The sequence below is a fragment of the Rickettsia akari str. Hartford genome, from assembly GCF_000018205.1.
GTDB lineage: Bacteria > Pseudomonadota > Alphaproteobacteria > Rickettsiales > Rickettsiaceae > Rickettsia > Rickettsia akari.
On sequence record NC_009881.1, the window covers coordinates 36,971 to 63,308 of the forward strand.

Sequence of the window (26,338 nt, forward strand, 5' to 3'; positions counted from 1 at the left end):
TGGTGATTACTGTGATACCATTATTGTCTTATCTTTAATGCTGCTTTATGGTATTTTAGTGCTTTTTCAGTATCACCTAGTTTATCAGTTTATCGTAAACTGCTCCAACATTATTAAGAGAAATTGCAATATCCATATGATTTCCTTTAAATCATACTTTATATATTTTAAAAGTTTCTTTATGATATTTTAATGACTCCTCAAATTTATATAATATATAGTCTTGATAACAACCTATTTTTTGATATAAATTTGCCTTTCTAAATTTATCAATTTCAATATTATAATTTAATATTTTAATCACATGAGGATAAAGTATTTTTGCACTATTCAAGTCTTCATTTGGAATATTAGTTAATTGGGGTAATAAATCATCTAAGGCTTCTATTAGTTTAGCATGAATTTCTTTTTTATTTATTATATGATCTAAGTTGTCGCTTATATAATTTTTTATTGAGATTTGTACTAACCTATGTAATTGCAAATTATTTTGTCCATTTTGGCATATCACGTTTACTATAGGTAATGGTTCTAATCTTTTTATAGATTCTTGCAATTTCTCTTCATCTATTAGAAACAATTCTTTAAAAAAATCTATGTTAATAAAATCAGAGTCTAAGTACACTAAACTTTGCGTTTTCAACCAAACTTTTTGAAGCAAAATAAATTAAAAGTTATTACTTTCAATTATTATTTTTATTAAAATTAGATTGTTTGAGATAATGAGTTTATAGGAAAACATAGAATGGTGACCCCTACGGGACTCGAACCCGTGTTCCCACCGTGAAAGGGTGGTGTCCTAACCGCTAGACGAAGGGGCCTTCACTTTGAAAGTAGGCAAATAGATATATTAGTCATACCGTGGCCATGACCAGCTAAGTTTTTTTGTTGTCATTCCGTGATTTATTCACGGAATCCAGTTAAAAATACTAACATTAGTTTTTTTCTGGATACCGTGGACAAGCCACGGGATGACAGTGATGGAATTAATCTACGGCATGACGGTAAGTTAGGAGTTTTATACAGCAACTTTGCAAATATTGCAAGTATAAAAATTATAGGTTGACCTTAAGCTTAACACTACCTTGATGACTTCTATAATGTTTATTTAGATAATAATTATAATCCAACGAAATAGTAGTATTCTTGATACTACCTATAATACCCGTTCCTAAATTATAGGATGTTTTCGGTTGCTTCGGTATTAGATAATCCTGTTTGAATTTATGATCAAATATTTTAACAACTCTATTTATTCTTTGGGTTTTCTCTTTAAAAGTATGTTCTACCGCTCCTTGGAACGTTATACCTAAATTATTAAATTTTAGAACATCTTTTAAAGGTACTTTGACTTTAGTACCGACAATTCCGGACAATATATTATTCTCTTTCATTGTAAGAGCTATTTCTTGTACGTTAATACCAGTTTCATTATATACCCCATCTCGTGACTTCCCATATCTTAAGCCGATATTTGGGGTAATAACACACTTGTTCTGCAAAAGATAATTATAATTCAGTAATGCTTCCGCGTTATAACTATGATTACGATGTCTTACATTACTTCCAATTTTAGTATCACCATATGAATAAGTTGTCTTATCTTTAATAAAGTTTTTAGAAGCAGATACTAAAGCTTGTAGTGCAAAATTCCTCGGTAATTCTTTTTGTCCGTAAATAGAAATCACATGACTATCAATAAGTTCTTTGTCATTATCTTTACTATTTTTAAATTTAAATACTGAATGAACATTACTGTAAGCTATACCTAAAATATTATTGTCGATTTCAACGTCAAACCCAATAGTAGCACCTTTGTTAGTACCTCTATAACCATTCATATTTTCTACGCGTCCATGATTATTAGTGCCGTACATACCACGCATCCACAAACCTCTTGTTATACGAGACTCTTCTTCATCACCGGCTCCTACCGCTACAATATTATTAGCAATATTCATAGATGTATCTAATCTGTTACGAATCATATTATTTACAATAGTATTAACAACTTTCGCTTGATTTAAAGTAGGTGCATTTTCTGAAATTTGCGTTTGCATTTCTTGTTTTGCTTTCTGTTCAAGAGGAATAGCCATATCAACTTCCGTTATTTTAATGTTACCCCCATCGGAATCGGATAATTGCTCTATTATTTCTTCTTCCTCTTCAAATCCTGAATCATACCTTTCTTCATCTTCGCTACCACCGCCTAATTCTAAAGATTCCTTTTCTCTATCGTCATCTAATGCCAATGCACACTCATTACTTGATACATGTAGTGCAAGTAACTCTTTATCTCCTGCTTTTTGAATACCAGATTCTGTTACTTCTGTGTCTTCTTTTTCTTCATGGCCTGCAGGTAAGGTAGATTCTGATTCACAATCTGACACTAACATTTCTTGTAACAATGACTGAGCAAAAATATCTTCAGCTTCCTCGCTCGTATACTTCTCTAGAAGTAACGAAGAAATTTTTTTATCATGTTCTTGTAATCGTGCATTTATTGCTAAAAGCATTCTTTCATCTAATTCCTCTACATCCTGTATACTATTACTTATATAAGCCATTGCTTCTTTAATATGAGTAAGTTCTTCACTTCTAGAACTTGAACCAAGCAATTCTTCCATTGTTTGTATTTTGTTGTTTAATACTTTTATATAGGTATATACAGAACCTTTATTAGACTCCGTATCTAGATGCTTTATCTCACCTTCTAACAAAATCTTTTCTTTCGACATCTCAAATACTTCGAGCATTAACTTCTTAAATTTTGGATCATCGTGATTTAAAGTATCTAACTCCAATTCCTTAGCTTTATAATCTGGTGATGATACAGATCCAGCTAAATCAAGAGCTTCTAGACTGTTTGATCTAGGTTCTTTTAACTGCTGCGATTCTTCAAGAACTACCAAATCCAAACTATTAATGGAATCAGTCACTTTTTTAGGCGTCTTATAATATTTCCTTCTATGCTCATCACGAATGTCTTGCATTAATTTAAAGCTATTATTATGTTGCCCAAATAACCTAGCTGCATTTTCTACTGCCTCTTTTGCCTTAGTACTATTTGGAGTTTTTATCGCCTTTTGAATAACTTGGTTATGTGCCGTTTCAGCTTCTACTAGTTTAGCTTCTTTCTCTTTACGCCTATTATATGTTAATATAGGTCGTATTTTAGGATGAACTTCATTTGCCACTGCTCTAAATTCATCATCACTTAATGCTGATGCTTCTGATAATAACAAATTTGTTACTATCAGGGACTTTTCTTGCTGTATTTGGTTTAGTGAATGAAATGACGCTAGGTTATTTAATTCCTCTACATATTGAGGTATTACCGAAGCACTGGTTGGCAAGATCCCAAGTGCTAAATCAATGCTTTTAAGCCCCTCTTCTTCCGGATATAAGTCTAAATATGTTGTAGAGTTAGGATTTGAACCTTCGTTTGAACGATTTGCTTGTATTTGCTGCTGAACTTTTATTGGCATTAAGTACCCATATCCATCCTCCGGCAAAGTTCTCTGAAGCTCATGACTTAATTGCATGGTTGACTTTGCTGTTAACAACTGCTTAGAAATAGTAGCAGTAGAAGAAGTTGTTGACGAAGTAAGAACTAGTCCCTCTAGTTTTTTTATACTTTCTTCAATCTTATCATTTGTTACCATTGCAACATGATTGCCAATTTGCTCTTGCAGTTTTTTTAGTTTTGTTCTACTTGCTGCCTTCTTTGCATCATTCAATATTTTTTGAGCTTCATCTGCCGCCGCTTTTATAGCTTTTTCTTGCTTCTTTATTTTCGATAATTGTTTTTGTGCTTCTTTTTTTTGATTTTTATCCTCTATAGCTCCTACTGTTAATTCTAATTCTTGCAACCTGTTCGATGTTGTATTAGCATTTGATATTTGCTGCATTTTTTTTGCAATATCTTCCCTTATTTCTACTATATCTCTTGCTTTTTCTTTTTGATAATTTTCTTCTTTTCTTTTCTTTTCTCTTTCAGTTCTTTGCTTATCCACCACTTGTTGCTGTTTTTTTGTTTTTTCTACAGCAATATGTCGTTGATTTCGCTCTAATTGAACTTCCTCTCTTTCACTTACTGGATCTTTGTATTCTGCACTATTTCTTTTTACTTCATTTGCTTCCGCTCTCCTTTTATCGACTACAGCTTGTCTAGCAGCATTGACTTTTTGCTGTTGAGTAAGCAGCTCTAGTTGTTGCTGTTGATTTAAGAATGGCCCAGCAAGCGGCATCTCCGTAACCGTAGCTTTTCCTTGGAGTTTTGTTAAAACTACCCCACCTACTTCTCTAGATAAACTATTTGCTTCATCATTTTTATTTGTTAATTTTTGTTGAAGGTCATCTATTTTTTTATTATTTTCTTTTATTTTTGCACTATCTTTATCCAATTCATACTTATCTTTTACTCCTCCTTTCTTTTTGTTCCAACTGGCTAGACTCTTATTTTCTTCATCTAATTCTTTTATTTTTATTCCTATCGCTGCAGCTTCTAACTTTAGTGCTTTTGTTTTTTTCTGTGATAAAAATATCTGTTTTTGTAGCCGTTGTAACGGTTTTTTATTTTTTTTGCCTTTGGTATTTTTAATTGTTGATTGTACTTCAGCTAACTTGATTCCTAATATCTCATTAACTCGTAATATATTACTTACCATTCCTGCTGCAATTTCAGTACTGCTTTTTGTTATAGGCAACGGATGTGCTGTCGGTATCGGAGAAACCGTTGATTTACTAGGCTGCACTGTCTGTTGCGATTCGCTACTGCTAAACGATAATCTTCGTACTGCCTTTGAGTTTGTATTTGGTGGTGTAGATTCTAAATTATCATTTGGTTTAGAATCTGAAGTAGGCTGCGGAGTCGTCGGTGTTGATGATGGAGTACTAAGTTCCGTAGTATAATGTTCCGGTGATGCCAGAGAATCTGAAGTAGGCTGCGGAGTCGTCGGTGTTGATGATGGAGTACTAAGTGCCGTAGTATAATGTTCCGGTGATGCCAGAGAAGTATTTGGTGTATTAGGTGCAGTGACAAAGTCATTTGAAGCTGGGCTAACAGTAGGCGACGATGCTGTTATCATCATTTCTGGTTTTTTAGGCGTTTGCTCTGTTAGTGCATGAGTATAATCATCTTGATTTTGCACTACTTTTTCAGCATCTCCAAGTGTTTTTCTTCTACTAATTGGTCGTGCTTTTCTTGCTTTCCCGACATCAGACTTACTACGTGCTACCACTCTATAATGATCATCTATAGGAATATCTTTTAATGGATTAAATGTTTTAGATTGCTTAGATATTGCCATTTCTCTTATTTCAGATGCAGTATATGTGTTTACTTCCGGTTCCGGTACAATTACTGTTCCTATTTGTGGCGAGGTACTTGTCGTATCTTTATTTAGTGATAATCTCCTACTGAGTTCGGTCCGAAATGCTTCTTTACTCATCGCCATTCCTTCAATAGGCATTGCCATTACCGCTCCTACTGAAATAGAGGCAAGCATAGAATATTTTAAAAATCTTGATTTTTTTAGTAAATTTTGTTCTGTTAACTTATTCATTACAAATATCTCAATTTAAATTAAAATTAATATACGTAAACATTAGGAATGATTAGGAATGATAATAAATGAGTTAATAAAAAGCAATATATAAGTTAATTTATCTTAACTTATTAATTACAAGAGAATTTTATTCTAATGATTGAAAATATAATAGATATAACGTACAATGTATTTTTAACTGTTGATTGGAAATGCCACAATATTTTAAAAAACTTTGTCAGCAGAGTATAATTTTAAATATTTGGTATTTTGTTAGTTTTATTTACATCATTATTGTTTATTTTTTACTTGATTTTAAGCTTTCATTTATAACAACTTTTTTCATTTTTTGTGCTTGTCTAATATCAATCTTTACTAGAATATCTAATATATTTTTACAGTTTGCTTACGGAGTGATTATTGCTTTTATTTTTTGCGTATTTATCTCTAAATATTGTGTGACAAATTTACACGGCGTAACACTTCATAAACCAATAATAACAAAAATTAGCTGTAAAATATAATCAATAACACCGACTATTATAGGAGGACCAGTAGTATTAGGTAGTATAAAGATATAAAAAATTAATCGTGATTTACGAAAAGTAAAGATTGGCATACCGAAGAAATATATACAAGAAATTATGGTAAATGGCAGAATTATTTTGCTTTTTAAACTCTATAAGCCGCAAAATAGTATACTCCCCGGGGATATGATTTTGGTTTTTATGCTTATCTATCGGATATAGGTGGCAAACTGCTATGCCATGTCGCAGCTACAAATTATAGAACGTAACGATACAAATTTTGATAGCTTTATTTATAGAGTGCGTTCTTATATTTATAATAATTTAATAAAAAAGCTAGGAAATGATAAAGGAAATTTTGCAGCTGCGATATTACTCGGTAATACGAAAGGTTTAAACATGCAAATAACGCAGGATATAAGACAAAGCGGTATATCACACGTGCTTTGCGTTTCAGGTTTGCATTTATCTTTAGTTGTGATGATTATTTTCCTTATTACAAGATTTTTATTAAATCTCTCAAATTATTTTGCATATCATTTCAATATAAAATTAATCTCTGCTTATTGTTCACTAATAGGAAGTTTTGGTTATTTAGAGCTAAGCGGTATGCAAATTGCAGCAACTAGAGCCTTTATTACTGCTGCAATCTTTATTTACTGTATTATTATCGAACGTTCTTGCTTTCCTCTTCGTTCACTTACAATTGCAGCTTTTATAATATTATCGTTAAATCCAGAATATATTTTTCATCCAAGTTTCCAATTATCTTTTATCGCCGTATTATCACCTATTACAGGTTACGAGTTTTACTGAAAAAATTCGTGGTTAATTAGGGAAAATAAAGGCATTTTTGGAGCAGTAAATTATTATATGGCTTCAAATATTTATTCAAGCTTCTTAGACAGTATTATCACAGCTCCGGTGGTAATTAATCAATTCTTCATATTTTCCACCTACTCAGTACCGGCTAACCTCATTGTTGTTCCAATAACATCAATAGATTAATTATCATAGGATTTTTTATTGAAATAATCATAAAATCAGCTGCCTATTTTAATAGCTTACCGGGAGCTGTATGGTATTTCGGTTATATTACCAATTTCAGCATACTACTTTTTTATTCGTTTTTTTTGATTTGTATATGGAAAACCTCGTGGCGTTTGCTTGCTCTTGTAATTATGATAATATCTTTTATATTTATGTTCTACTCTCCAAAGCCAAATTAATATTTGACACGAGTAATATGGCAGTAGGCATTAAAGACAAAGACGAAAAGCTTGTAATTTATGCCGATAAAATTCCTACATTTAATAGCACTTATTGGGCTACTTGATTTGGACAAAAAGAGAGTATAGTGTTACCTTTAAAAGATAATATTTTCATAGCTAATCACGGACAGAAAATTGTCATTAATAATAATCATCATTGTAAAAAAGCCGAAATTCATATCAATCTCAATTACAAAGCTAAATGCCACGGGAGCTTAATAACGATTAATCACGATTTAAAAAAGCCCTGTTATACTTATCTTTTGCAATAAAAAGGAATGTACGGTAAAATCTACTCGAGGTCATCACCGCGTAAGCTGGGATCCCTAGGCTAAAGCGAGATAAATCGAGTATTTTAAAAGCTTTAAAATACTGGATTCCCGCCTACGCGGGAATGACATAAAGGAACGAGTTGATAACCCTAGAGTCTTTTTAAAAACTACCAGATACTATAGGTAAAATCAAATAATGCAAGTTATACATACAACTTTAAAAATCCCTTCAAAAGGATATAAAAAAATCTTGAGCCTTTTAAATAAAAAAGGACAAGCAAGACTTATTGGAGGCTGCGTACGAGATGCGTTACTTGAAAAAAGCAGTTATGATATCGATATAGCTACTAATTTAATACCGGATGAAGTAACAAATATTTTATTGAAAGCTAATATCAAAACTATCCAGACCGGTTTAAAATTTGGTACGATTACGGCTATTTTAAATAATGAGCAATTTGAGATTACAACTCTTAGAAAAGATATCGAATGCAACGGTAGACATGCCAAAGTAGTATTCACCGACGATTTTGCCGAAGATGCTGCAAGACGAGATTTTACTATTAATGCTTTAAGCTATTGCCCATTTAAGAACGAGATATATGATTATTTTGAAGGCTTTAAGGATTTGCGGCAGGAAAAGGTTGTATTTATAGGGGAAGCTCTAGATAGAATTAAAGAAGATTACTTACGAATCCTACGCTTTTTTCGGTTTTCTAGCTATTATACGAATCAGCTTGATGACGGCATCTTTAAAGCATGTAAAGCTTTAAAAGACGGCTTAAAAACTTTATCACGAGAGCGAATTAAAAGCGAAATGGATAAAATTATCGTTTCAAAAAGAGCGGAACAAATTTTAAAAGCTATGTTTGAAATAGGAATATTAGAACTAATATTCTCTATCCAAAATTATGAAATAAAATTTTTTGAGCAATCTAAAGCATTAGAATTAGCAACTAATTATGCTTTATTACTATATAATTTAAAAAACATAAATTCAAAGCTTCTTCTCGATTGGAAATTCACAAAACAGGAAGTAATACAAATATTATCAATAATAAACTTTTTGAATAACGCTGAATGTGATATAAAAAAAATTTGGTTTGAAAAGAAGAACTATAAGGAATATTTATTGGCAGCTAGCATAATCGGTAAATTAAACCATTCACAAGTAAAAGAATTTATCCATAAATATGATCCATTATTACGTCCGAAATTCCAAGTAAACGGTAATGACTTATTAAATATGAATATAGAAAAAAAAGAGATAGGAGCAAAACTAGAATATCTAAAAAATTTTTGGATAGACCAGGATTTCAAGCCTAGTAAATCTGAGTTGTTGGAAAAGTTATGAAGATTAAGATTTATAATATACTTCTAATGTCATCATGCGACTTGATCGCGGGATCCAAAAAAATGGATACCGTGGTCAAGCCACGGTATAACACCGGAAAGATTCTAACTTTACTATTCCTTACATTCTTCAGCCTTACTAGCTACGCTAAGCCTAAGATAGTTGTAAGTATTACGCCAATTGCTAGTATTGTTTCGATACTTGTTAAGGATAAAGCTGATATCGAGAGTTTAGCAGTAAACAATGATTGCCCTCATCACCATAATATAAAGCCAAGTGATCTTGCTAAAGTTAAAAATGCCGATATAGCAATTTATATTAATGAACAATTTGACAGTTTTGCCGAGAAATTAATTGATAATCATAGCAAAAATATTATTAAAATCAGTAATATTAAATCTTTAACCACTATAAAAGATAATTGGCATATTTGGCTTGATCTTAATAATACTGCAATTTTACTACAGGAATTTGCACGAATATTTAGTAAAAATTTTCCTGAGCTACAAGAAGATATTAATAATAACCTTTCAGCAGCGCTTAAAGAATTAAGCAAGCTACAAGAAATTAGAAATAATGAATTTGCAACGATAAAAGACGTAGTTTTATTAAGTGATAGTAGCGAGTATTTTTTTCTTAATACTAATATTAAAACTGCAAAATTATATAGTAAAAGTCAAAAAAGCCTACGATATATAAGCAAGCTAGAAGATTTAATTAAAGAGTCTAATAACAAATGTCTTATTTTAAGTAACGAACAAAATTCACGATTATACGACAAATTAAACGCTAAAATAATAATATTAAATAGCGAAAACTGGAATGTTCAGAATATTCATTCAAACACTTTTCAGAACCAATATTTACAAATGATTAATCAAGTTAAAAAATGCATACGCTAAATAACGAGGCAGAGACAAAAAAACTTGCAAAACTCTTTGCACAAAGCTTAAAGCCAAATGATATAGTTTTACTTAACGGTAACCTTGGAGCAGGTAAAACATTTTTTTGTCGTGAAATTATTAAACATTTTTGCGGTGAAACTACGAGCATTATAAGTCCGACTTTTAACTTACTGCAAACATATAAAGCATCCAACTTTACTATCTATCACTATGACCTGTATCGTCTTAAATCACCTGAAGAAATTTATGAACTTGGACTTGAAGAGGCATTAAACTGCAATTTAATTTTAATAGAATGGTCTGAAATTATTAAGCATTTACTCTCGCAGCCTTTAATCGAAGTCAATCTAGAAGTATTAGACGAAAACAAACGTTTGTGTAGCATTATAACAAATTCGTCAGAATATTCCAGTATTGATTTTTTACAAGCTTCTCTGTTATTTGGTACAAAACTTGATATTCAATTAGATAAAAGCCATACTAGAAAAGTTAAGTTATAGTCTATTACTTTACACAGTCTAATATATTATTTAAAAAATCTTTACTCTCTTTCTCTGATAAAAAACCGCTTTTACTTTCATTTTTTGCCTGCATTTTCCAATACATATCTTCAAGCTGATTAAATTGCTCATATTCTTCGGGTGATATAAGAAGTTTGCCGTATTTATTTATAATTACTTGTGATTTTACTGCTTGAGTCATTGATGATCCAATTTTAATATCTAGCTAATCAATTAGCATGTAATAAAAACCCATTTGCAATAGGCAGTAACTTTAATTCCGGTAACATCGGCATAATTAAATCTATTCCCGCTTTTTCGTTACTATTACCGTGTACTAATATAAAAGAGCCATCTTGAACTTTTTCGCCTTTAGCAAGCCATGCATTGCTGCCAAGCGGAATAAATCCTAAATCTTTTAGCTTTTCTATTAATGTTTGATCAGAAACTAATCCTGGAAAACGAAAGAAAGGCGACGGAGCAATATTATAACGTACTAATATTTTCCCTACTTCTAATACTTCATTTTCAAAATCATCTTTATTGGACAGAAGAAAATTATCTTCAAGAGGTTTATCTTTAAAGTGAGGATGGCTAAATGAATGATTAACCCATGTTATTTGTAAATAACCATTTTCTTGTTGTTTTAATAACCATAAGAACTCTTCTGTATGATTATTAATCCATAAGCCTGAAACACATATAGCAATCGGAATAGGTTTATTCAGTTTGCTCGATAATGCTACGATCTTTTTAAAAAAATCTTCTTCAAAGCTTTTGGAAGAAGGACACATATCAATCGTCAAGAACTGCCCTTTTACTTTATACATGCTACTCGTAGCACCGTAATTTTGTAACATATAAGGTGCAGAGTTATATTTATTTAAAGCCTTAATATACGGCGTTTCATTTAATTTTTTTAGAAGATTTTCTTTTTCTGTTTTATTCGTAGGTAAAATTACTAGCTCTTGTAAGGTTAGCTCAGTTTTAAAAGAATGTGGATCTACTAAAACGAAATATAATTTTTCATTATTTAAATAAGAACGAATAGCGATTTTTATTTTTTTATTCTCAGAAATTACAGGCAAAAATACCGGTTTATAATCAGTTATAATCGCTGCTTTTTCATCCGCATAACTTAAATTAAAAAACAATATTATAAAAATAAAACTTAAAATTCTTTTCATTTATTCGTATCCATAATGCTCGTATAAAATTCTGCAATTTTCTCTTTTAACTCTGCGGGGTCATGCATCAAATTAACGGCACCTCTAAACTCTGCTGAACTTGGTAAACCGCTACTATACCAACTAATATGCTTACGAGCAATAGGTATGCCAACAGATTTGCCATAATAATCAAGTATTGCCTCACAATGCTCGGTTACGATATCTAGCTGCTCTGCTATAGATGGATCAGGTTTTCTTTCACCGGTTTTAAGGTAATGATCAATTTGTGAAATAATCCAAGGTTTGCCGTATGCTCCTCTACCGACCATAATACCATCTGCACCGGATTTCTGCAGGGCTTCTTTTGCTTTAGCAAAATTAGTGATGTCACCGTTAGCAATAACCGGAATTTTTACTGCTTCTTTAACTGATCTTATAAAATTCCAATCGGCATTACCGGAGTAAAACTGACATCTCGTTCTACCGTGAACGGTGACCATTTGAATCCCTGAGTTTTCAGCAATTTTAGATAAAGTCGGAGCGTTTTTCGTATTATCATCCCACCCCATACGCATTTTAACCGTTATTGGAATCTTCACCGCTTTAACGGTAGCTTCAAAAATCTTAGATGCCAGCTGTTCATCACTCATTAGAGCCGCACCTGCATAACCGCCTACTACTTTTTTCGCTGGACAGCCGAAATTAAGATCGATAATTTTCGCTCCCATATCCTCGTTCATTTTAGCAGCTTCAGCTATTACATTAGGCTCACAGCCTGCTAGCTGCACGCATGCACTTGTCGGATCGTCATGCATGATAGCACATTTTTGCATTGACTGCCTAGATTTCACAACCATTGCACGACTTGCTATCATCTCAGAAACTACAAGCCCTGCCCCAAATCTTTTTACCAATTTTCTAAATTCTAAGTCCGTAATATCAGACATTGGAGCAAGCATTACATTTGAAGAAAGTTCTATATTACCGATTTTGATCATAAAAAACCGTTATAAAAATAAACACTCATGATATCATAATTAAGTATTTTTGTCTAATATTACTAATTAAGAATAGACAAAAGCCGATTAATCTATTATAAGCTTATCGTTGTATTTGGTTTTTTAGTCATTGCGAGGAAGTGTTGTTGCGTAGATACCAAGTCGTCATTGCGAAGAACAAAGCGAAGCGTCAATCCAGAAAAAGATTAAAAAATTCTGTAAATCAGAATTTTTTAACTGGCTTGCTTCGTCGAATTACTACGTAATTCTTCTCGCAATGACGGAACACGGAAAAACAATTCAACTCAACAATATCCGCGTGCAATGATGATTTAGGCATCCTCTGGATAAATGAAGAGTAGATGAAGTTTTATTTGGAAGATAGAAAGGAATTCACAAGACTAGGAACATAGCGTGCTTATACGTGAGTACCGCAGTGCTTGTAGAACCAACGTAGCAAATTTTTCAAATAAAACTAGTATATATGGCCACGTAGCTCAGTCGGTAGAGCAAAGGACTGAAAATCCTTGTGTCGTTGGTTCAATTCCAACCGTGGCCACCACCACTCTTTACTTTAAATCACGTTTTTATATCCTCGATTAAATATCTATTGTATTTTTAAACTTATTTTTATAATGTTAATTATGTTTAATAAGAGTACATTATGTTTGCTAGGTATAAAAGAATTTTTTGAAATAGAGTCTGATGAAGTATTATATGATAAACTAAACAACTCTCGGCTATAAGCTGAGATGTTATAAATAGAAGTGTAATCGATTAGAAATAGGTCATCATTAATAGTTGCACCTTCTTGCTCATCAATATACTGCTGTATCATTTCATCAGTAATATTACCCAAACTAACTGCCATATAACCTCTAGCCCAAAAATGATTGCCCCAATACTGCTTTCTCAAATAAGTAAATTCTTGCAATAATATTCTTGAGCTACTGCATTTTCAATACTGCACAAGTTTGCTAGGTGTTATTTGCGGTCTATACTAGATAAACATATGAACATGATCACAAGCTACTTTGCCTGAAATTATCTGTACTTCATGTTCCATACAAATACTCCTAAATAAATCTCTAGATCTCTCTTCGCTACCTTTCACGTTAATACACTCTTGCTATACTTTGGTACCCACATATTGTGTACTTTTAAATCATACTGGATATGGCTATTTTTTTCTATAACTTCTCATATCTCTTTATAAATTCGTCGCCAAGGCAACTTCATTATATCTTACATTCGACTAAAGGCGATTGATTGTTCATCCCAAATCGGCATATTAAGATATTTTTTACTGTAAATTATAAGATTTTTTGAGATAGGAACAAACTATTACTGCAAAAATCTTATTAATTTTCGTTAAAAAATATCTAAAAATAGAAATAATTTAATTCTCCTTCACATAACCTAACATATTTATAAAGAGATATGAGAAGTTATAGAAAAAAAATAGCCATATCCAGTATGATTTAAAAGTACACAATATGTGGGTACCAAAGTATAGCAAGAGTGTATTAACGTGAAAGGTAGCGAAGAGAGATCTAGAGATTTATTTAGGAGTATTTGTATGGAACATGAAGTACAGATAATTTCAGGCAAAGTAGCTTGTGATCATGTTCATATGTTTATCTAGTATAGACCGCAAATAACACCTAGCAAACTTGTGCAGTATTGAAAATGCAGTAGCTCAAGAATATTATTGCAAGAATTTGCTTATTTGAGAAAGCAGTATTGGGGCAATCATTTTTGGGCTAGAGGTTATATGGCAGTTAATTTGGGTAATATTACTGATGAAATGATACAGCAGTATATTGATGAGCAAGAAGGTGAAACTATTAATGATGACCTATTTCTAATCGATTACACTTCTATTTATAACATCTCAGCTTATAGCCGAGAGTTATGTGCTCCTTCATAGAGCCTAATCGTTATCCTTATTTAAACAATAACCGATAAAACGAACGGTTTTAATAATTAAATTGTCTTTCCCTAAGACTCTCTAACTTCTATTTATATGAACATCTATAAGATGTTCATTAAAAGTCTCTTCGCTTTCCAATAAGTATTTTATTATTTCTTGACGCGAAAATACTTTATTTGGAAACTGAAAAAAATCGTAAGATTTTAAACTTAGTAGGACATAGATGAATATTCAGTCCGTCTTTGTATAATTTTTCAGTCTTTAAATCAATATTTATTAATAATATTATCCTGTAAAACTGACTTAGAACGTCTCAATAAGCTCTTTAAAGTACCTACTATTTGCTCAGATAAAAGGGGCTTATAAATATAAAAATTAGTACATTATCATCTATTTTTGTTAAATTTAATTGCTTGTTTTGTAATAATAAATATTATGGGCGTTTTAGAAAATTTATTAATTTTTCTAACGTTATTTTTTGTTATTAAAGGATTTTCTTGTAATTCTGCACTAATAATCATGATAGCAAGCGGATAACTAAAAAATAAGTTAATGCTTTTTCTAGAGTTGAAGCCATAATTATATTAAATCATGCTCTCTCATTACTTCAAGAAATATTAATACTTTTTTATTTTTTCTTCTATAATAAAACCTTCAGGTAATACCTTATCAAACACTGAATTAATCTCCATTAATATTTAGGAAATAATTAAAAACTTTTGTAATGATTTTCTGATTTTATTGGGTTTTATGGCAAATTTTTTATAAAAAGAAACAAAGGAATAATAATTTTTAAAGATAACACTTGAATTTAATGGTTTTAGTTGCTATAAGTAGCTTTATTTTAAAGTTTGTTTGTTGGAGATTTTTATATATCATGAGCTTTTATGAATCAGTTTTTATTATACGCCAAGACGTATCATTAAACGATATAGATAAAATCGTTGATGATTTTGTTAAAATTATTAAAGATAATAATGGCACTATCATAAAAAAAGAATATTGGGGGATAAGAACTTTGGCTTACAAAATTGGTAATAATAAAAAGGGACATTATTATTTTTTAGGTATAGATGTTACTTGTAATGTAAAAGAAGAGCTAGAAAGAAAAATGAAGCTTAACGAAAATATCATTAGATTTCTTACAATTAAAACAGATTCAATTAGTAGTGAACCTTCACCAATATTAAAAAATCAGAGTACGGAGAATACTCCGGTAATTGATGTAACGATTAATAATTAAATTTGTCAGAATTAAGGTTAAAGAATGTTAAAAAGTAATAATGCTAGTGAAACAGTTACTCACAAGGTAGGAGATAAAACTGCTAAAAAAGTGTTTTTTAGAAGACGTAAAGGATGCCCCCTTTCTGTGCATAATGCCCCTGTTATTGATTATAAAAATCCTGAGCTTTTAATAAAATTTGTCTCTGAAGGCGGTAGAATGCTACCAAGTAGGATCACAAATGTTTGTGCAAAGAAACAAAGAAAGCTAAATAATGCTATTAAAATTGCAAGAATTTTAGCGTTATTACCTTTTGTATTTCAAGCTAAATAAAGGCATAATACATGGAAATTATATTAATAAAACCCGTAAGAAAATTAGGTAAAATTGGCGACATGCTCAAGGTAGCAGACGGATTTGGTCGTAATTATCTTTTGCCGCAAAAATTAGCTATTAGAGCTACTGAGCCTAATAAAGAGCTAATAGTGAAACAAAAGCACGAATTTGAAGCAAAAGATAAGCAAATAAGAGAAGAAGTAGAAAAAATTAATGCTCTTATTAAAGATCAAAAATTAGTTTTCATCCGTCAAGCATCAGATGACGGTAAACTTTTTGGTTCAGTCACTAATAAGGAAATAGCCGATAAATTATCTAAAAATGTATCTTATAATATCTCTCATTCAAATATTATTCTTGATAAACAAATTAAATCTACTGGAGTTTATACAGTTGAAATAAGACTCCATGCGGAGCTTAATGATATAGTTACGGTTATTGTTGCAAGATCAGAATCAGAAGCACAAGATTATTTGCGCGAAAAAAAGACTGAAACTTCAGAAGATTTAGCTGAGTCAGCATAAATTTTTTCTATCGTCATTGTGAACGAACGAAGTGAATGCGGCAATCTAGTTAAAAATTCTGATTTATAGAATGTTTTTAGTTGTTTTTCTGTATTGTCACATCCCTTTCCTCCTCGTGATGATGATTCGGTATCAATACAGCAACGTCCCACCTATGCTGGAATAATATAATTCGTACAGTACCGAATTAGCTACGATATCCTTAAAAATAACTTTCAACAATACTAACATTTTTCAACCATGCTATACGAAAAATTTGAGTATAATATCAATAATCTAATAGGTAATTTTGGTTTATCTAAAATAGCGGTTGCAGTCTCCGGTGGTAGCGATTCGGTAGCACTTCTTTATCTTGCTAATATTTGGGCAGAAAAAAATAATATAGAATTATCTGTTATATCGGTTGATCATAACTTACGGGAACAGTCGAAGCAAGAGACTTATTATGTCCAAAATATCAGTAATAGTCTAAATCGCAAGCATTATAGTTTATCTTTTGATCATCAAAATAATTTTTCCAATTTACAAGAAAGAGCAAGAGCAGGACGTTATGATTTGATGACAAATCTATGTCTAGAATTCGATATATTAGTACTTTTAACTGCTCACCATGAAGATGATTACGTAGAAAATTTTTGTTTAAGATTAGAACGTAATAGCGGTATATTTGGGCTTAGTAGCAGTAATATTAATTGGTATAATAATATACAAATAATTAGACCGCTATATAATATTCCAAAAAGTGAATTAGTAGAGTATTTAGTCAGTCATAATATAAAGTGGTTTGAAGATGAGTCAAATTCATCTGATAAATATAGACGCAATATTATTAGGCAAAAATTAGCTAAAGGCGCAGGCTATATTAAAGCCGAGATAATCTTACAACAGCTTAAAATTAATGATTTACTGGATAATAAATTTAAACCAGAGTTAATATCAGCAATAGCTGAAGCAGTCAAAATTTTCGAATATGGATTTGCTTTTCTTGATTTAGTTAAATTTGATAAGTTTTCAAATGAGGTAAAAGTACAAATAATTAATTTTTTACTGATAATAATTAGCGGACAATTTAGAGCAGCTCGTTTTTACTCAGTAGAACCTATTTTAAAATTAATTACTCAAGACGTAAACTTTAAGAATACACTTCATGGCTGTGTAGTTAAGCGTATACAAAACGAGTTGCTTATATACAGGGAATTCGGCAAAAAATTACCTGAGAGTAAAATATTACTAGATAAATCCATTATTTGGGATAATAGATTTTGTATCACGAAAAATCAAGAAAATCCTGATTGTGTTATAACTTATTTATCATTAGAAGATTATAAAACGATAAAGAAACAATTAGATTTAGCACATTTGAAAGATCTATCCTGCAAAAACCACAATGCAATTTTATTTACCTTGCCTATAATTAAAATACTTGAAAAAGTTATAGCAATACCACATATATCATATTATGATAACGACATGCAGAACTTTGAAGTATCGTTTGCTCCAAATTTTGTATCTCGTTTCACCCATTTTTGCTAACACCGGTATTAAATTATAGTACCGGTAAAAGTTTTTATTAGGTTTTATATCGATGAATAATCAAGGTAGAAGTGTTTTAGCTTGGGCAGCACTTTTTGTTTTTGTAATATTACTTTTTAATGTATTCCAATCTGACGGTTTACTTGGCGGAAGAAATAATATAACTTTCTCGGATTTTTTAACACGAGTTGATGAAAAGACCGTTAATTCGGTAAAAATTCAAGGTAGAGTAATTGAAGGCACTTCAAATGACGGCTCTACTTTTAACACTTATGCTCCTGATTATCCTGATTTAGTAAATCGTCTTACTAGTAATGACGTTAATATTGAAGTTGTGCCTCTTGAAACAAGAATGAATACCTTTTTAGGCTTTTTAATGTCTTGGTTTCCTATGCTTTTATTGATAGGTGTTTGGGTTTTTTTCATGCGTCAAATGCATGGAGGTGGGAAAGCCATGGGGTTTGGAAAATCTAAAGCTAGGTTGCTATCAGATAAAGGACCAAAAATTACCTTTAAAGATGTTGCAGGTATCGATGAAGCAAAAGAAGAATTAACTGAAATAGTAGATTTTTTAAGAGATCCAAGCAAGTTTCAAAAGCTTGGCGGTAAAATACCGAAAGGCTGCTTACTTATAGGGCCTCCTGGAACAGGAAAGACCCTTCTTGCTAAAGCAATTGCAGGTGAGGCTAATGTTCCATTTTTTAGTATATCCGGCTCTGATTTTGTTGAAATGTTTGTGGGTGTTGGTGCAAGCCGTGTGCGCGATATGTTTGAACAGGGTAAACGTAATGCTCCTTGTATTATCTTTATCGATGAGATTGATGCCGTAGGTCGCCATAGAGGTATAGGTATGGGTGGCGGCAATGATGAGCGTGAGCAAACCTTAAACCAAATGTTAGTCGAAATGGATGGATTTGAAGCAAATGAAGGAGTTGTGATCATTGCAGCTACAAACCGTCCTGATGTTCTTGATCGTGCATTACTACGTCCCGGGAGGTTTGATCGTCAAATTGCCGTTGCAAACCCTGATATAAACGGTCGTGAGCAAATTCTAAAAGTACATTTAAAGAAAATTAAATATAATAGTACGGTATTAGCACGAATTATTGCTCGTGGAACTCCGGGTTTTTCCGGTGCTGAACTTGCTAATTTAGTTAATGAAGCTGCTCTTATTGCTGCAAGGCTTGGTAAAAAAGAAGTAGACATGCACGACATGGAAGAGGCAAAAGATAAGGTGCTAATGGGAGTTGCACGTCGTTCTATTGCAATGTCGGAAAAAGAAAAAAAAATGACTGCATATCATGAAGGAGGACATGCATTAGTCGGGCTTTATTGTCCTGCAGCATCCCCTATTCATAAGGCTACGATTATACCGCGTGGTAATGCTCTTGGGATGGTACAAAGACTTCCCGAAACTGATGAATATTCTCAGAATCGTGAACAGATGGAATCATCTATAGCAGTTTATATGGCAGGAAGAGTAGCAGAGGAAATTATTTTCGGTAGAAATAAAGTTACCTCAGGAGCTTCATCGGATATAAAAGGTGCAACTAATATTGCAAGAGCGATGGTTACAAAAGCAGGTTTAAGTGATTTAATAGGACCGATATTCCATGGTTCAAGCGGTGATGATATGTATGGTAGACAACCTAATAATGAAACTTCAGAAGCTACTGCAGAGTTAATTGATGCTGAAGTTAAAAGAATTATTACGCAAGGATATGAATTTGCGAAAGATATTTTGACAAAACATATAGATCAATTGCATACCTTAGCTAATGCTTTAATTGAATATGAGACATTGTCCGGTCAGCAAATTAAAAACTTACTTAGCGGTAGAGCTTTAGATTCAGAAGAGGAGAATAAATTTCCTTTTAATGATTCATCTACTATAAAAACAGATAAAGAAAAATTACCTGAAAAAGTAAAAACAAGTAAGGCTAAAAAAGAGAGTACTAATATATAGTTTAATTTGTTAAATAACTTACTTTATGTATAAGTTTATAGATTTATTTTGCGGTATCCGTGGTTTTGGAAAAGCCTTGGAAACAAAAGGGCTTGAATGTGTTTTTCTTCTGATATAGGCAAAGACGTACAAGAAGCATATAAAAGAAATTTGGGTGATAAGCTATACGGTAATATTACGGAAATATCAGCACACAAAATCCCTAAACATGATATTTTATGTGCCGGTTTTCCTTACCAATCTTTTAGCATTTTAGATAAGAGGCTTGGTATAGGAGATAATAATTATAGACTCTTTTATGAAATAATCAGAATAGCACAATATCACAAACCTTATATATCATTACTTGATAATGTTAAAAATAATTCTGACTATTAATAATGGTAGCGTAATTGAAACTATAGACCAAAAATTAGATGTACAACGTATATAGAAATGTGTTACATGCTTCATTATGGGGTACCGCAAGCAAGAGAAATAGTTTCTTTTGTTTATTTACGAAAAGACTTGAACAGTGAATTATAAACTCAAATATGTAAAACCGGAGGAGTCTCTTATGGAAGGATTTTTCTGAATGATATTTTAGCAAAGGATGTTGATAAAAGGTTATATATTAATAGAGATGATGTTATTTTAGATAAAACGCCAATTTAAAAGCAATTAAAGCAAATTAGGATTGGTCAAGTGAATAAAGACAGTCAAGGTGAAAGGATTTACAGCTCTTTCGGTCTCATTCGATAACTTTACCAGCTTTTGGTTGTGGTGTTGGTGCTAGAACCGGTCTTTATTATATAAATGATAAGATAAGAAGACTATCAATCAATGTATGTAAATATTTAATTGGTTTTCCACAAGATCATTATGTTGCAGATGGATTAAAGGGCTATAGGCAATTAGGTAATTCAGTAATTACACAAATAATAGCAAATATATATGACGTAATACGAGCAGCTTAATGGATAATGGAAACGCATCTATAGGTCAAAATGTAGATACTTTTTTAAAAAATAGTATCAGTGAACATATTGATATAATAGATAAGATTGGAGATCTTTTTAAGATAGAAGGCAATTTTTTACATACTATAATACAGTAATATATGCAGAAAACTCTGATGTTCAAATGAACTTTAGCTGCTGTCATAACATAGATGTTAGTATTAAGGCATATAAGAAAGAATCGCGTATAATCAGCTTACGAGAGCATCTCTATAAATAATTTTTGCAAAACATTTAACTTAAATTGTTTAGATTACCTACAGAACTTGATCATTAACAAATCAAGCAATGTTAAATTAAATTTTATTCCACTTGAAGAGCAAAAAATGGTATTTTTAATTTTTTAGCCTATTGCAAAAGAAATTGTTAAATGGTCATTCTCAGATGAAACTGCAAGAGAGTTATTAGTTTTATATCAAAGAGAAGAAAAATTAATAAGTATATATGTAATGAAAGATATTCTAAAAGCTCTAAATTGTGGTATTATTTTTACAAATAATGGTAATATTTATAATAGGTAATTATATTGTAATTCAACGAAAAGGAGGTAATGGCTCTTTAAGTAAAACAATCCTTAAAGATTCAATCAGACGTCCTGGCAATAACATGCAACTAAAATTAAAAATCAAAGATTTTGTGAATGGTATGCAAGATTGTGAATTAGCTAATTATTTTGTATAGTCCTAAAAATAAATTTTAAGAGAGTACTTAAATGGCAGAGTTAAGATTACCGCCAAATTCAGTAGTAAAAAAAGGAAAAGAGTATAAAGAACAAGAGGAAATGTTTAAACCTAGAAAGGTAAAAATTTATAGGTATGATCCTGATCTTGATGAGAATCCTACTATCGATAGTTTTGAGATAGATTTAAGCAAAACCGGACCGATGGTTTTAGATGCTTTAATTAAAATCAAAAATGAAATCGATTCTACTTTAGCTTTTAGGCGTTCTTGTCGGGAAGGAATTTGCGGTAGCTGTTCCATGAACATTGATGGTACAAATACTTTAGCATGTATAAAACCAATAGAAGATATATCAGGCGATATTAAAATCTATCCGCTTCCTCATATGAAAGTAGTAAAAGATTTAGTACCTGATATGTCGCATTTTTACGCACAATACGAATCTATAGAACCTTGGCTTAAAACCGATAGCCATACCCCTTCAAATTCTGAAAGGTTACAGTCGATTAAAGACCGAGAAAAGCTTGACGGTTTATATGAGTGCATATTATGTGCTTGCTGTTCTACTTCCTGTCCTAGCTATTGGTGGAACAGTGATAAATATTTAGGTCCTGCGATTTTACTACAAGCATATAGATGGATTGCCGATTCAAGGGATGATAATACCTGTGAACGTCTTGAAGCTTTAGAAGACCCATTTAAGCTTTACCGTTGTCATACGATTATGAATTGTACTAAGACCTGCCCAAAAAGCTTAAATCCTGCTAAAGCTATAGGTAAAATAAAAAATTTAATTGCAGAACGCCGCGGCGTATGATGTTTAATAATTATTTTCTGTTGGATATTTCTTAGTTCGATATCTTGCGCTTTTGCTGTTGATTGTAATAATGCCATGATACAAGGCGACATGAATTATTGTGCCGGCGCAGAATATAAGAAAGTTGATAAGAAACTAAATCAAATATATCAAGAAATATTAAAGCATCTTTCGAACAAGAAAAAGTTAATTTACTTAAAAAATTCTAAAATTGATGGATTAAGTACCGAGATGCTGATTGTGAATTTTGGAGTTCTGGGGTTTATGGTGGTTCTGTATCTCCAATGATACTGGTTATGGGTCTTATACCGAAGAGCGTATAAAAGAATTTGAATCTATTCTGAAATGTGAATAAGGGGGCCCAAGTTGTCCATTTATAACCAAGACGAAGAACTTAGGTTCTGTAAAAGAGCTAAAATAGATTAATGCATAATTTGTAATACTTTAAATAATGTTCCCATTTGTTTTGGGGATATTAGCCTCTCTACCTGTTTTTCTATTATTCCTGCTTGCTTAGACACTTTTTCAAACTCTACTTCTAGAGGTAATTTGGAAAGATGTCTATTGTTCAGCTTGTTTTGCAATGTTTGCTTGCGCAATAAGATACCGTTTTCTATTAAAAAATCTCGTTGAGCTATTGTATCTATTACGTTTATTTTATTATTTTTAGCTACTGTTTTTAATGTATAAAAATCCACATGTGCCGATAAATCAGCTTCTCCAAGATTTTCAAGGATGGGGCAATATTGATGGTTTTTGACCGCTTGTAATGTTGGATTATATTGATATCCAGTTCTATCATTCGGAGCTATATCATAGCCATAATCTATTATTAAGCAACTACCGCTTAGTGTTTTTAGATGCTGTGCTATAAATTTTATAATTTCTATCGATTTATAAGATTCTTCAAGTACTGCTCCGTCTTTTGCTTCAATATGAGTTCTTAGTAGATATTCTTGTAATGGTTTATTAATGCTTATTTTATCGTATTTAATTCTGCCGTCTACCGGTTGCACTACAAATATTCTTTCATACCATAATTCCTTGACTTTAATATATTGTTTTATCGTCATAGCATCAAAGAATTCATTAGCTATTATTATAGTAGGTTTTTTTGGTATATCTTCTACAAATGATCGATGGCTAATCGGTAAATTAATATCTTGTAAATTAGCCTTCTGATGAGCAATAAAATTTTGATTAATTTCTATTAGTTCAATTGATAAAGCTTTGTAAAATTCCGGTACTAATTTTGCAGTGCGTAGTAAATCACGCATTAATAGACCACGACCAGGACCAAGCTCTACTAAACTAAGACTTTTTGGGCAACCGATTCTTTGCCACTCTTTGATACACCATAAGCCGATAATTTCACCGAATAGCTGTGAAATTTCAGGAGCTGTAACAAAGTCCCCTTCGCCAGCCAATGATTTTACTTTCTTATAATAGGAAGTAGGATTTAAGTTTAATACCTCCTGCATGAGGACATCGCAAGTAATATAACCGTTTTGTTTAATTAATTGTCTTATTTTGGATTCGATTGACATATTAAATAACTTCCTAAAATTAACATAGGTACAGATAAAATTTGTCCCATAGTTAAGTTATCTAAAATAAACCCGATTTGTATGTCTGGTTCTCTAAATATTTCAATAGCGATTCGGAAAAGAGCGTAAAAGGTTAAAAAGAGTCCTGAGTTTAAACCGCAGTTTTTAAGAGTTTTATTCTTAAATGTTGCATACGCTAAGATACAAAATAATACTAAACCTTCAAAAAAAGCTTCATATAACTGACTAGGATGTCTTGGCATCAAATCACTATTCGGAAAAATCATACCAAAAGAAGCATTTGTAATACGTCCGTATAGTTCGCCGTTAATAAAATTAGCGATTCTACCTAAAAATAATCCGATGGGTACTACAGCGGCTATTATATCCGTGAGACTTAAAAAATTAACTTTATATTTGCGACAAAACAAATAAGCAGCAATAATCACCCCTAAAGCTCCGCCATGGAAAGACATACCGCCTTCATAAGTTTTTAAGATATCTATTGGATGTAAAAAATATCTAGAAGGGTTATATAATAAAACAAATCCTAGTCTGCCTCCGACTATTATGCCTATAACGGCATAAGTAATGAAATCTTCTAGAGTTTTTTTGTTAATTTGAGGTTTAAATTTTTCTATAATTTTGTTTGCATAGAACCAGCTGAGCAAAATTCCTACTACATATGAAAGAGAATACCAAGAGATAGCAAGTGGACCTAGATAGAAAATAATTGGATTGATATTAGGAAATGTCATAGATCAATAAGTTATTTAATTCATTTAACATCTGAGTTACGGGAAATTATGTAAGTCATTGATGAAGCAATCGAGTTTTTTATTATTTTTATGGATTGTCACAGCCACTTCGTGGCTTCGCAATGACAGTATCTATATTTGTTTAGTAATACCAAATTCTTTTGAGTTAAAATTATTGATAAAAATAAAATGCTTAGTCATAATAAAAAAGATTTATATTTATAATAATAATGATAGGTAAAATATGCAATATTTAATGGATCTATATCATACCGCAAGTACTGAGTTAGTATTATTGTTTGTTATGTTAGTATCTCTTATACCGGTGATATTTCTAATTAAAAGATTAATTTTTATCCCTGTACAAAATTATTTAACTAGACATCATGATTATAAGTATGAAAGGATACTAAAAAAATATCCTATATTTCGTTATTTATTACATACTTTATTAGCACTTTACTTTGTAGGTTGGGGAAATATTTTCCATATTACTTCTTTTAAAGCACATGTATTACTTGGAATCAAAGATATTATAGTAATCTTATATACTAGTATATCAGTGACGATGTTATTATTAACGCTTATAGATGCTTTTGCAGATCTGTATCACGATAGGATCAAAGTTGTTGCAAAAAATGCACCGCTTAGCTTATATTTTCAAATATTGAAAATTATTGTTGTAGTTATTGCAGTAATGGTAACTATTTCATATATGTTAAATATTTCGCTTAGTACATTCTTAACAAGTTTAGGTGCAGCCGCAGCTCTTTTAACATTTGTTTTCAAAGATACCGTTTTAGGGTTACTTGCAAGTTTGCAATTAACTACTCAAGAAATTATTAATATTGGAGACTGGGTACGTATAGGAAAAATTGAGGGAACAGTTGAAAAAATTACTATTTCCGTAGTAACAATTAGGAATTTTGATCAATCTATTTCTACAGTTCCTACTTACAGCATTTTAAATTCTAATGTAACTAATTATAGAGGAATTAGTGAATCAGGAGCACGAAGGGTAAAGAGAGTATTTAATATTAATATGGCAACTATTAACTTCTGTGATGCGACTATTTTAAAAGAACTAAAAAAATCTCCTCATATATCAAAGGATGTAATAGATAAAATCACTATTGATAAAGAACAGAAAGATTTAACAAACATTAAGCTGTTCAAATTATATATTCAGGAATATCTAAAAAATAATCCGGCAGTTTATACTGAAGGATTTACTTTTTTAGTAAGACAACTTGAACCTACAATTACCGGGTTGCCTATAGAAATATATATATTCATTAAAGAAGTGAATTTAGTAGGTTATGAAAATATACAAGACAATATTTCTGAACATTTAATTTCTATACTTCCTGAATTTAAATTAAAAATATTTCAGAATATAGGAGTGGTATAATATCCCTGAAGTTAAATTTGTATACAAGATGGAAGCCGCACTTCATCTTGTATATATACTACTTGAT

The 26,338-nt window shown here is 31.3% G+C and carries 24 protein-coding genes, 2 tRNA genes and 3 pseudogenes; 19 read left to right on the plus strand and 10 right to left on the minus strand.

Annotated elements, in window-relative coordinates; genetic code table 11:
* Nucleotides 1-151 precede the first annotated feature (151 nt).
* The 3 genes from A1C_RS07525 to A1C_RS00240 form a co-directional block, all read right to left on the minus strand.
* Complete coding sequence (locus A1C_RS07525) at nucleotides 152-643, minus strand: hypothetical protein (protein WP_157211884.1); 492 nt, start codon at nucleotides 641-643, stop codon at nucleotides 152-154.
* Between the two features lie 103 nt (nucleotides 644-746).
* Nucleotides 747-821: transfer RNA gene (locus tag A1C_RS00235), tRNA-Glu, on the minus strand.
* 234 nt (nucleotides 822-1,055) lie between these two features.
* Entirely contained in the window at nucleotides 1,056-5,567 is a 4,512-nt protein-coding gene (locus tag A1C_RS00240) for an autotransporter domain-containing protein (protein WP_012013259.1), read from the minus strand.
* Between the two features lie 926 nt (nucleotides 5,568-6,493).
* Between A1C_RS00240 and A1C_RS09185 the strand changes: the two are divergent.
* The 5 genes and pseudogenes from A1C_RS09185 to tsaE all read left to right on the plus strand — a co-directional run.
* Nucleotides 6,494-7,069 (plus strand): annotated as a pseudogene (locus tag A1C_RS09185) (ComEC/Rec2 family competence protein); the annotation flags it as partial.
* Between the two features lie 151 nt (nucleotides 7,070-7,220).
* Entirely contained in the window at nucleotides 7,221-7,412 is a 192-nt protein-coding gene (locus A1C_RS07965) for a hypothetical protein (RefSeq protein ID WP_198282978.1), read from the plus strand.
* Nucleotides 7,413-7,815: 403 nt separating this feature from the next.
* Nucleotides 7,816-8,973 carry a CCA tRNA nucleotidyltransferase gene (locus tag A1C_RS00255; protein ID WP_012013262.1) on the plus strand — a complete coding sequence of 386 codons (1,158 nt, stop codon included), beginning with the start codon at nucleotides 7,816-7,818 and terminating at the stop codon, nucleotides 8,971-8,973.
* A 62-nt stretch (nucleotides 8,974-9,035) separates the two neighbouring features.
* Nucleotides 9,036-9,875 (plus strand): metal ABC transporter solute-binding protein, Zn/Mn family, encoded by an 840-nt coding sequence (locus tag A1C_RS00260; protein WP_012013263.1) that lies wholly within the window; start codon nucleotides 9,036-9,038, stop codon nucleotides 9,873-9,875.
* Nucleotides 9,863-10,378 (plus strand): tRNA (adenosine(37)-N6)-threonylcarbamoyltransferase complex ATPase subunit type 1 TsaE, encoded by a 516-nt coding sequence (tsaE, locus tag A1C_RS00265; RefSeq protein WP_012013264.1) that lies wholly within the window; start codon nucleotides 9,863-9,865, stop codon nucleotides 10,376-10,378. Before A1C_RS00260 ends, tsaE begins: the two co-directional genes overlap by 13 nt.
* A gap of 4 nt (nucleotides 10,379-10,382) precedes the next feature.
* Here tsaE and A1C_RS00270 read toward each other — a convergent pair whose 3' ends face one another.
* Genes A1C_RS00270 through dusB form a run of 3 tightly spaced genes read right to left on the minus strand, consistent with a single transcriptional unit; the run spans nucleotide 10,383 to nucleotide 12,545 of the window.
* Nucleotides 10,383-10,580, minus strand: coding sequence for a hypothetical protein (locus A1C_RS00270; RefSeq protein ID WP_012013265.1), 198 nt, complete (start codon nucleotides 10,578-10,580; stop codon nucleotides 10,383-10,385).
* Between the two features lie 28 nt (nucleotides 10,581-10,608).
* Nucleotides 10,609-11,565, minus strand: coding sequence for a polysaccharide deacetylase family protein (locus A1C_RS00275; protein WP_012013266.1), 957 nt, complete (start codon nucleotides 11,563-11,565; stop codon nucleotides 10,609-10,611).
* Complete coding sequence (dusB, locus tag A1C_RS00280) at nucleotides 11,562-12,545, minus strand: tRNA dihydrouridine synthase DusB (protein WP_012013267.1); 984 nt, start codon at nucleotides 12,543-12,545, stop codon at nucleotides 11,562-11,564. The genes A1C_RS00275 and dusB overlap by 4 nt, the downstream gene beginning before the upstream one ends.
* A 486-nt stretch (nucleotides 12,546-13,031) precedes the next feature.
* Here dusB and A1C_RS00285 point away from each other — a divergent pair.
* Nucleotides 13,032-13,107, plus strand: a tRNA-Phe gene (locus A1C_RS00285).
* A 210-nt stretch (nucleotides 13,108-13,317) separates the two neighbouring features.
* Here the strand turns inward: A1C_RS00285 and tnpA (A1C_RS09660) are convergent.
* Nucleotides 13,318-13,749 (minus strand): annotated as a pseudogene (gene tnpA / locus A1C_RS09660) (IS200/IS605 family transposase); the annotation flags it as partial.
* A 236-nt stretch (nucleotides 13,750-13,985) separates the two neighbouring features.
* Here tnpA (A1C_RS09660) and tnpA (A1C_RS06375) point away from each other — a divergent pair.
* Nucleotides 13,986-14,475, plus strand: a pseudogene (gene tnpA / locus A1C_RS06375) (IS200/IS605 family transposase).
* Nucleotides 14,476-14,864: 389 nt separating this feature from the next.
* Here tnpA (A1C_RS06375) and A1C_RS09050 read toward each other — a convergent pair.
* The gene (locus tag A1C_RS09050) at nucleotides 14,865-14,999 is read right to left on the minus strand and encodes a hypothetical protein (protein ID WP_012013270.1); all 135 of its coding nucleotides are present in this window, start codon (nucleotides 14,997-14,999) and stop codon (nucleotides 14,865-14,867) included.
* 356 nt (nucleotides 15,000-15,355) lie between these two features.
* Here A1C_RS09050 and rpsF point away from each other — a divergent pair, with 356 nt between their 5' ends.
* The 11 genes from rpsF to A1C_RS00350 all read left to right on the plus strand — a co-directional run bounded on the left by rpsF (nucleotide 15,356) and on the right by A1C_RS00350 (nucleotide 22,843).
* Nucleotides 15,356-15,721, plus strand: coding sequence for a 30S ribosomal protein S6 (gene rpsF, locus A1C_RS00305; protein WP_041816805.1), 366 nt, complete (start codon nucleotides 15,356-15,358; stop codon nucleotides 15,719-15,721).
* A 24-nt stretch (nucleotides 15,722-15,745) separates the two neighbouring features.
* Complete coding sequence (rpsR, locus tag A1C_RS00310) at nucleotides 15,746-16,033, plus strand: 30S ribosomal protein S18 (RefSeq protein ID WP_012013272.1); 288 nt, start codon at nucleotides 15,746-15,748, stop codon at nucleotides 16,031-16,033.
* Nucleotides 16,034-16,044: 11 nt separating this feature from the next.
* Entirely contained in the window at nucleotides 16,045-16,560 is a 516-nt protein-coding gene (gene rplI, locus A1C_RS00315; RefSeq protein WP_012013273.1) for a 50S ribosomal protein L9, read from the plus strand.
* A gap of 240 nt (nucleotides 16,561-16,800) precedes the next feature.
* Nucleotides 16,801-18,093 carry a tRNA lysidine(34) synthetase TilS gene (gene tilS / locus A1C_RS00320; protein WP_012013274.1) on the plus strand — a complete coding sequence of 431 codons (1,293 nt, stop codon included), beginning with the start codon at nucleotides 16,801-16,803 and terminating at the stop codon, nucleotides 18,091-18,093.
* A gap of 52 nt (nucleotides 18,094-18,145) precedes the next feature.
* Entirely contained in the window at nucleotides 18,146-20,059 is a 1,914-nt protein-coding gene (ftsH, locus tag A1C_RS00325; protein WP_012013275.1) for an ATP-dependent zinc metalloprotease FtsH, read from the plus strand.
* A gap of 96 nt (nucleotides 20,060-20,155) precedes the next feature.
* The gene (locus A1C_RS00330) at nucleotides 20,156-20,437 is read left to right on the plus strand and encodes a DNA cytosine methyltransferase (RefSeq protein WP_012013276.1); all 282 of its coding nucleotides are present in this window, start codon (nucleotides 20,156-20,158) and stop codon (nucleotides 20,435-20,437) included.
* 461 nt (nucleotides 20,438-20,898) lie between these two features.
* Nucleotides 20,899-21,015, plus strand: coding sequence for a hypothetical protein (locus A1C_RS08300; RefSeq protein ID WP_232279119.1), 117 nt, complete (start codon nucleotides 20,899-20,901; stop codon nucleotides 21,013-21,015).
* On the plus strand, nucleotides 21,015-21,155 hold the full coding sequence (locus A1C_RS08305; RefSeq protein ID WP_012013277.1) for a hypothetical protein: 141 nt from the start codon (nucleotides 21,015-21,017) through the stop codon (nucleotides 21,153-21,155). The genes A1C_RS08300 and A1C_RS08305 overlap by 1 nt, the downstream gene beginning before the upstream one ends.
* A 379-nt stretch (nucleotides 21,156-21,534) precedes the next feature.
* Nucleotides 21,535-21,738 carry a hypothetical protein gene (locus A1C_RS00340; RefSeq protein ID WP_012013278.1) on the plus strand — a complete coding sequence of 68 codons (204 nt, stop codon included), beginning with the start codon at nucleotides 21,535-21,537 and terminating at the stop codon, nucleotides 21,736-21,738.
* 31 nt (nucleotides 21,739-21,769) lie between these two features.
* Entirely contained in the window at nucleotides 21,770-22,555 is a 786-nt protein-coding gene (locus A1C_RS00345) for a succinate dehydrogenase iron-sulfur subunit (RefSeq protein WP_012013279.1), read from the plus strand.
* A 90-nt stretch (nucleotides 22,556-22,645) separates the two neighbouring features.
* Nucleotides 22,646-22,843: a lysozyme inhibitor LprI family protein gene (locus tag A1C_RS00350; RefSeq protein ID WP_232279058.1), complete on the plus strand. Its 198-nt coding sequence runs from the start codon at nucleotides 22,646-22,648 to the stop codon at nucleotides 22,841-22,843.
* A gap of 134 nt (nucleotides 22,844-22,977) precedes the next feature.
* Here A1C_RS00350 and A1C_RS00355 read toward each other — a convergent pair whose 3' ends face one another.
* Together A1C_RS00355 and lgt are read right to left on the minus strand one after the other, a co-directional pair.
* Complete coding sequence (locus A1C_RS00355; RefSeq protein ID WP_012013281.1) at nucleotides 22,978-24,102, minus strand: class I SAM-dependent methyltransferase; 1,125 nt, start codon at nucleotides 24,100-24,102, stop codon at nucleotides 22,978-22,980.
* Nucleotides 24,081-24,860 (minus strand): prolipoprotein diacylglyceryl transferase, encoded by a 780-nt coding sequence (lgt, locus tag A1C_RS00360; protein WP_012013282.1) that lies wholly within the window; start codon nucleotides 24,858-24,860, stop codon nucleotides 24,081-24,083. The genes A1C_RS00355 and lgt overlap by 22 nt, the downstream gene beginning before the upstream one ends.
* Before the next feature lie 244 nt (nucleotides 24,861-25,104).
* On the opposite strand from lgt, the gene A1C_RS00365 reads away from it, so the two are divergent.
* Nucleotides 25,105-26,271, plus strand: coding sequence for a mechanosensitive ion channel domain-containing protein (locus tag A1C_RS00365; protein ID WP_041816734.1), 1,167 nt, complete (start codon nucleotides 25,105-25,107; stop codon nucleotides 26,269-26,271).
* The last annotated feature ends 67 nt before the right edge of the window (nucleotides 26,272-26,338 follow it).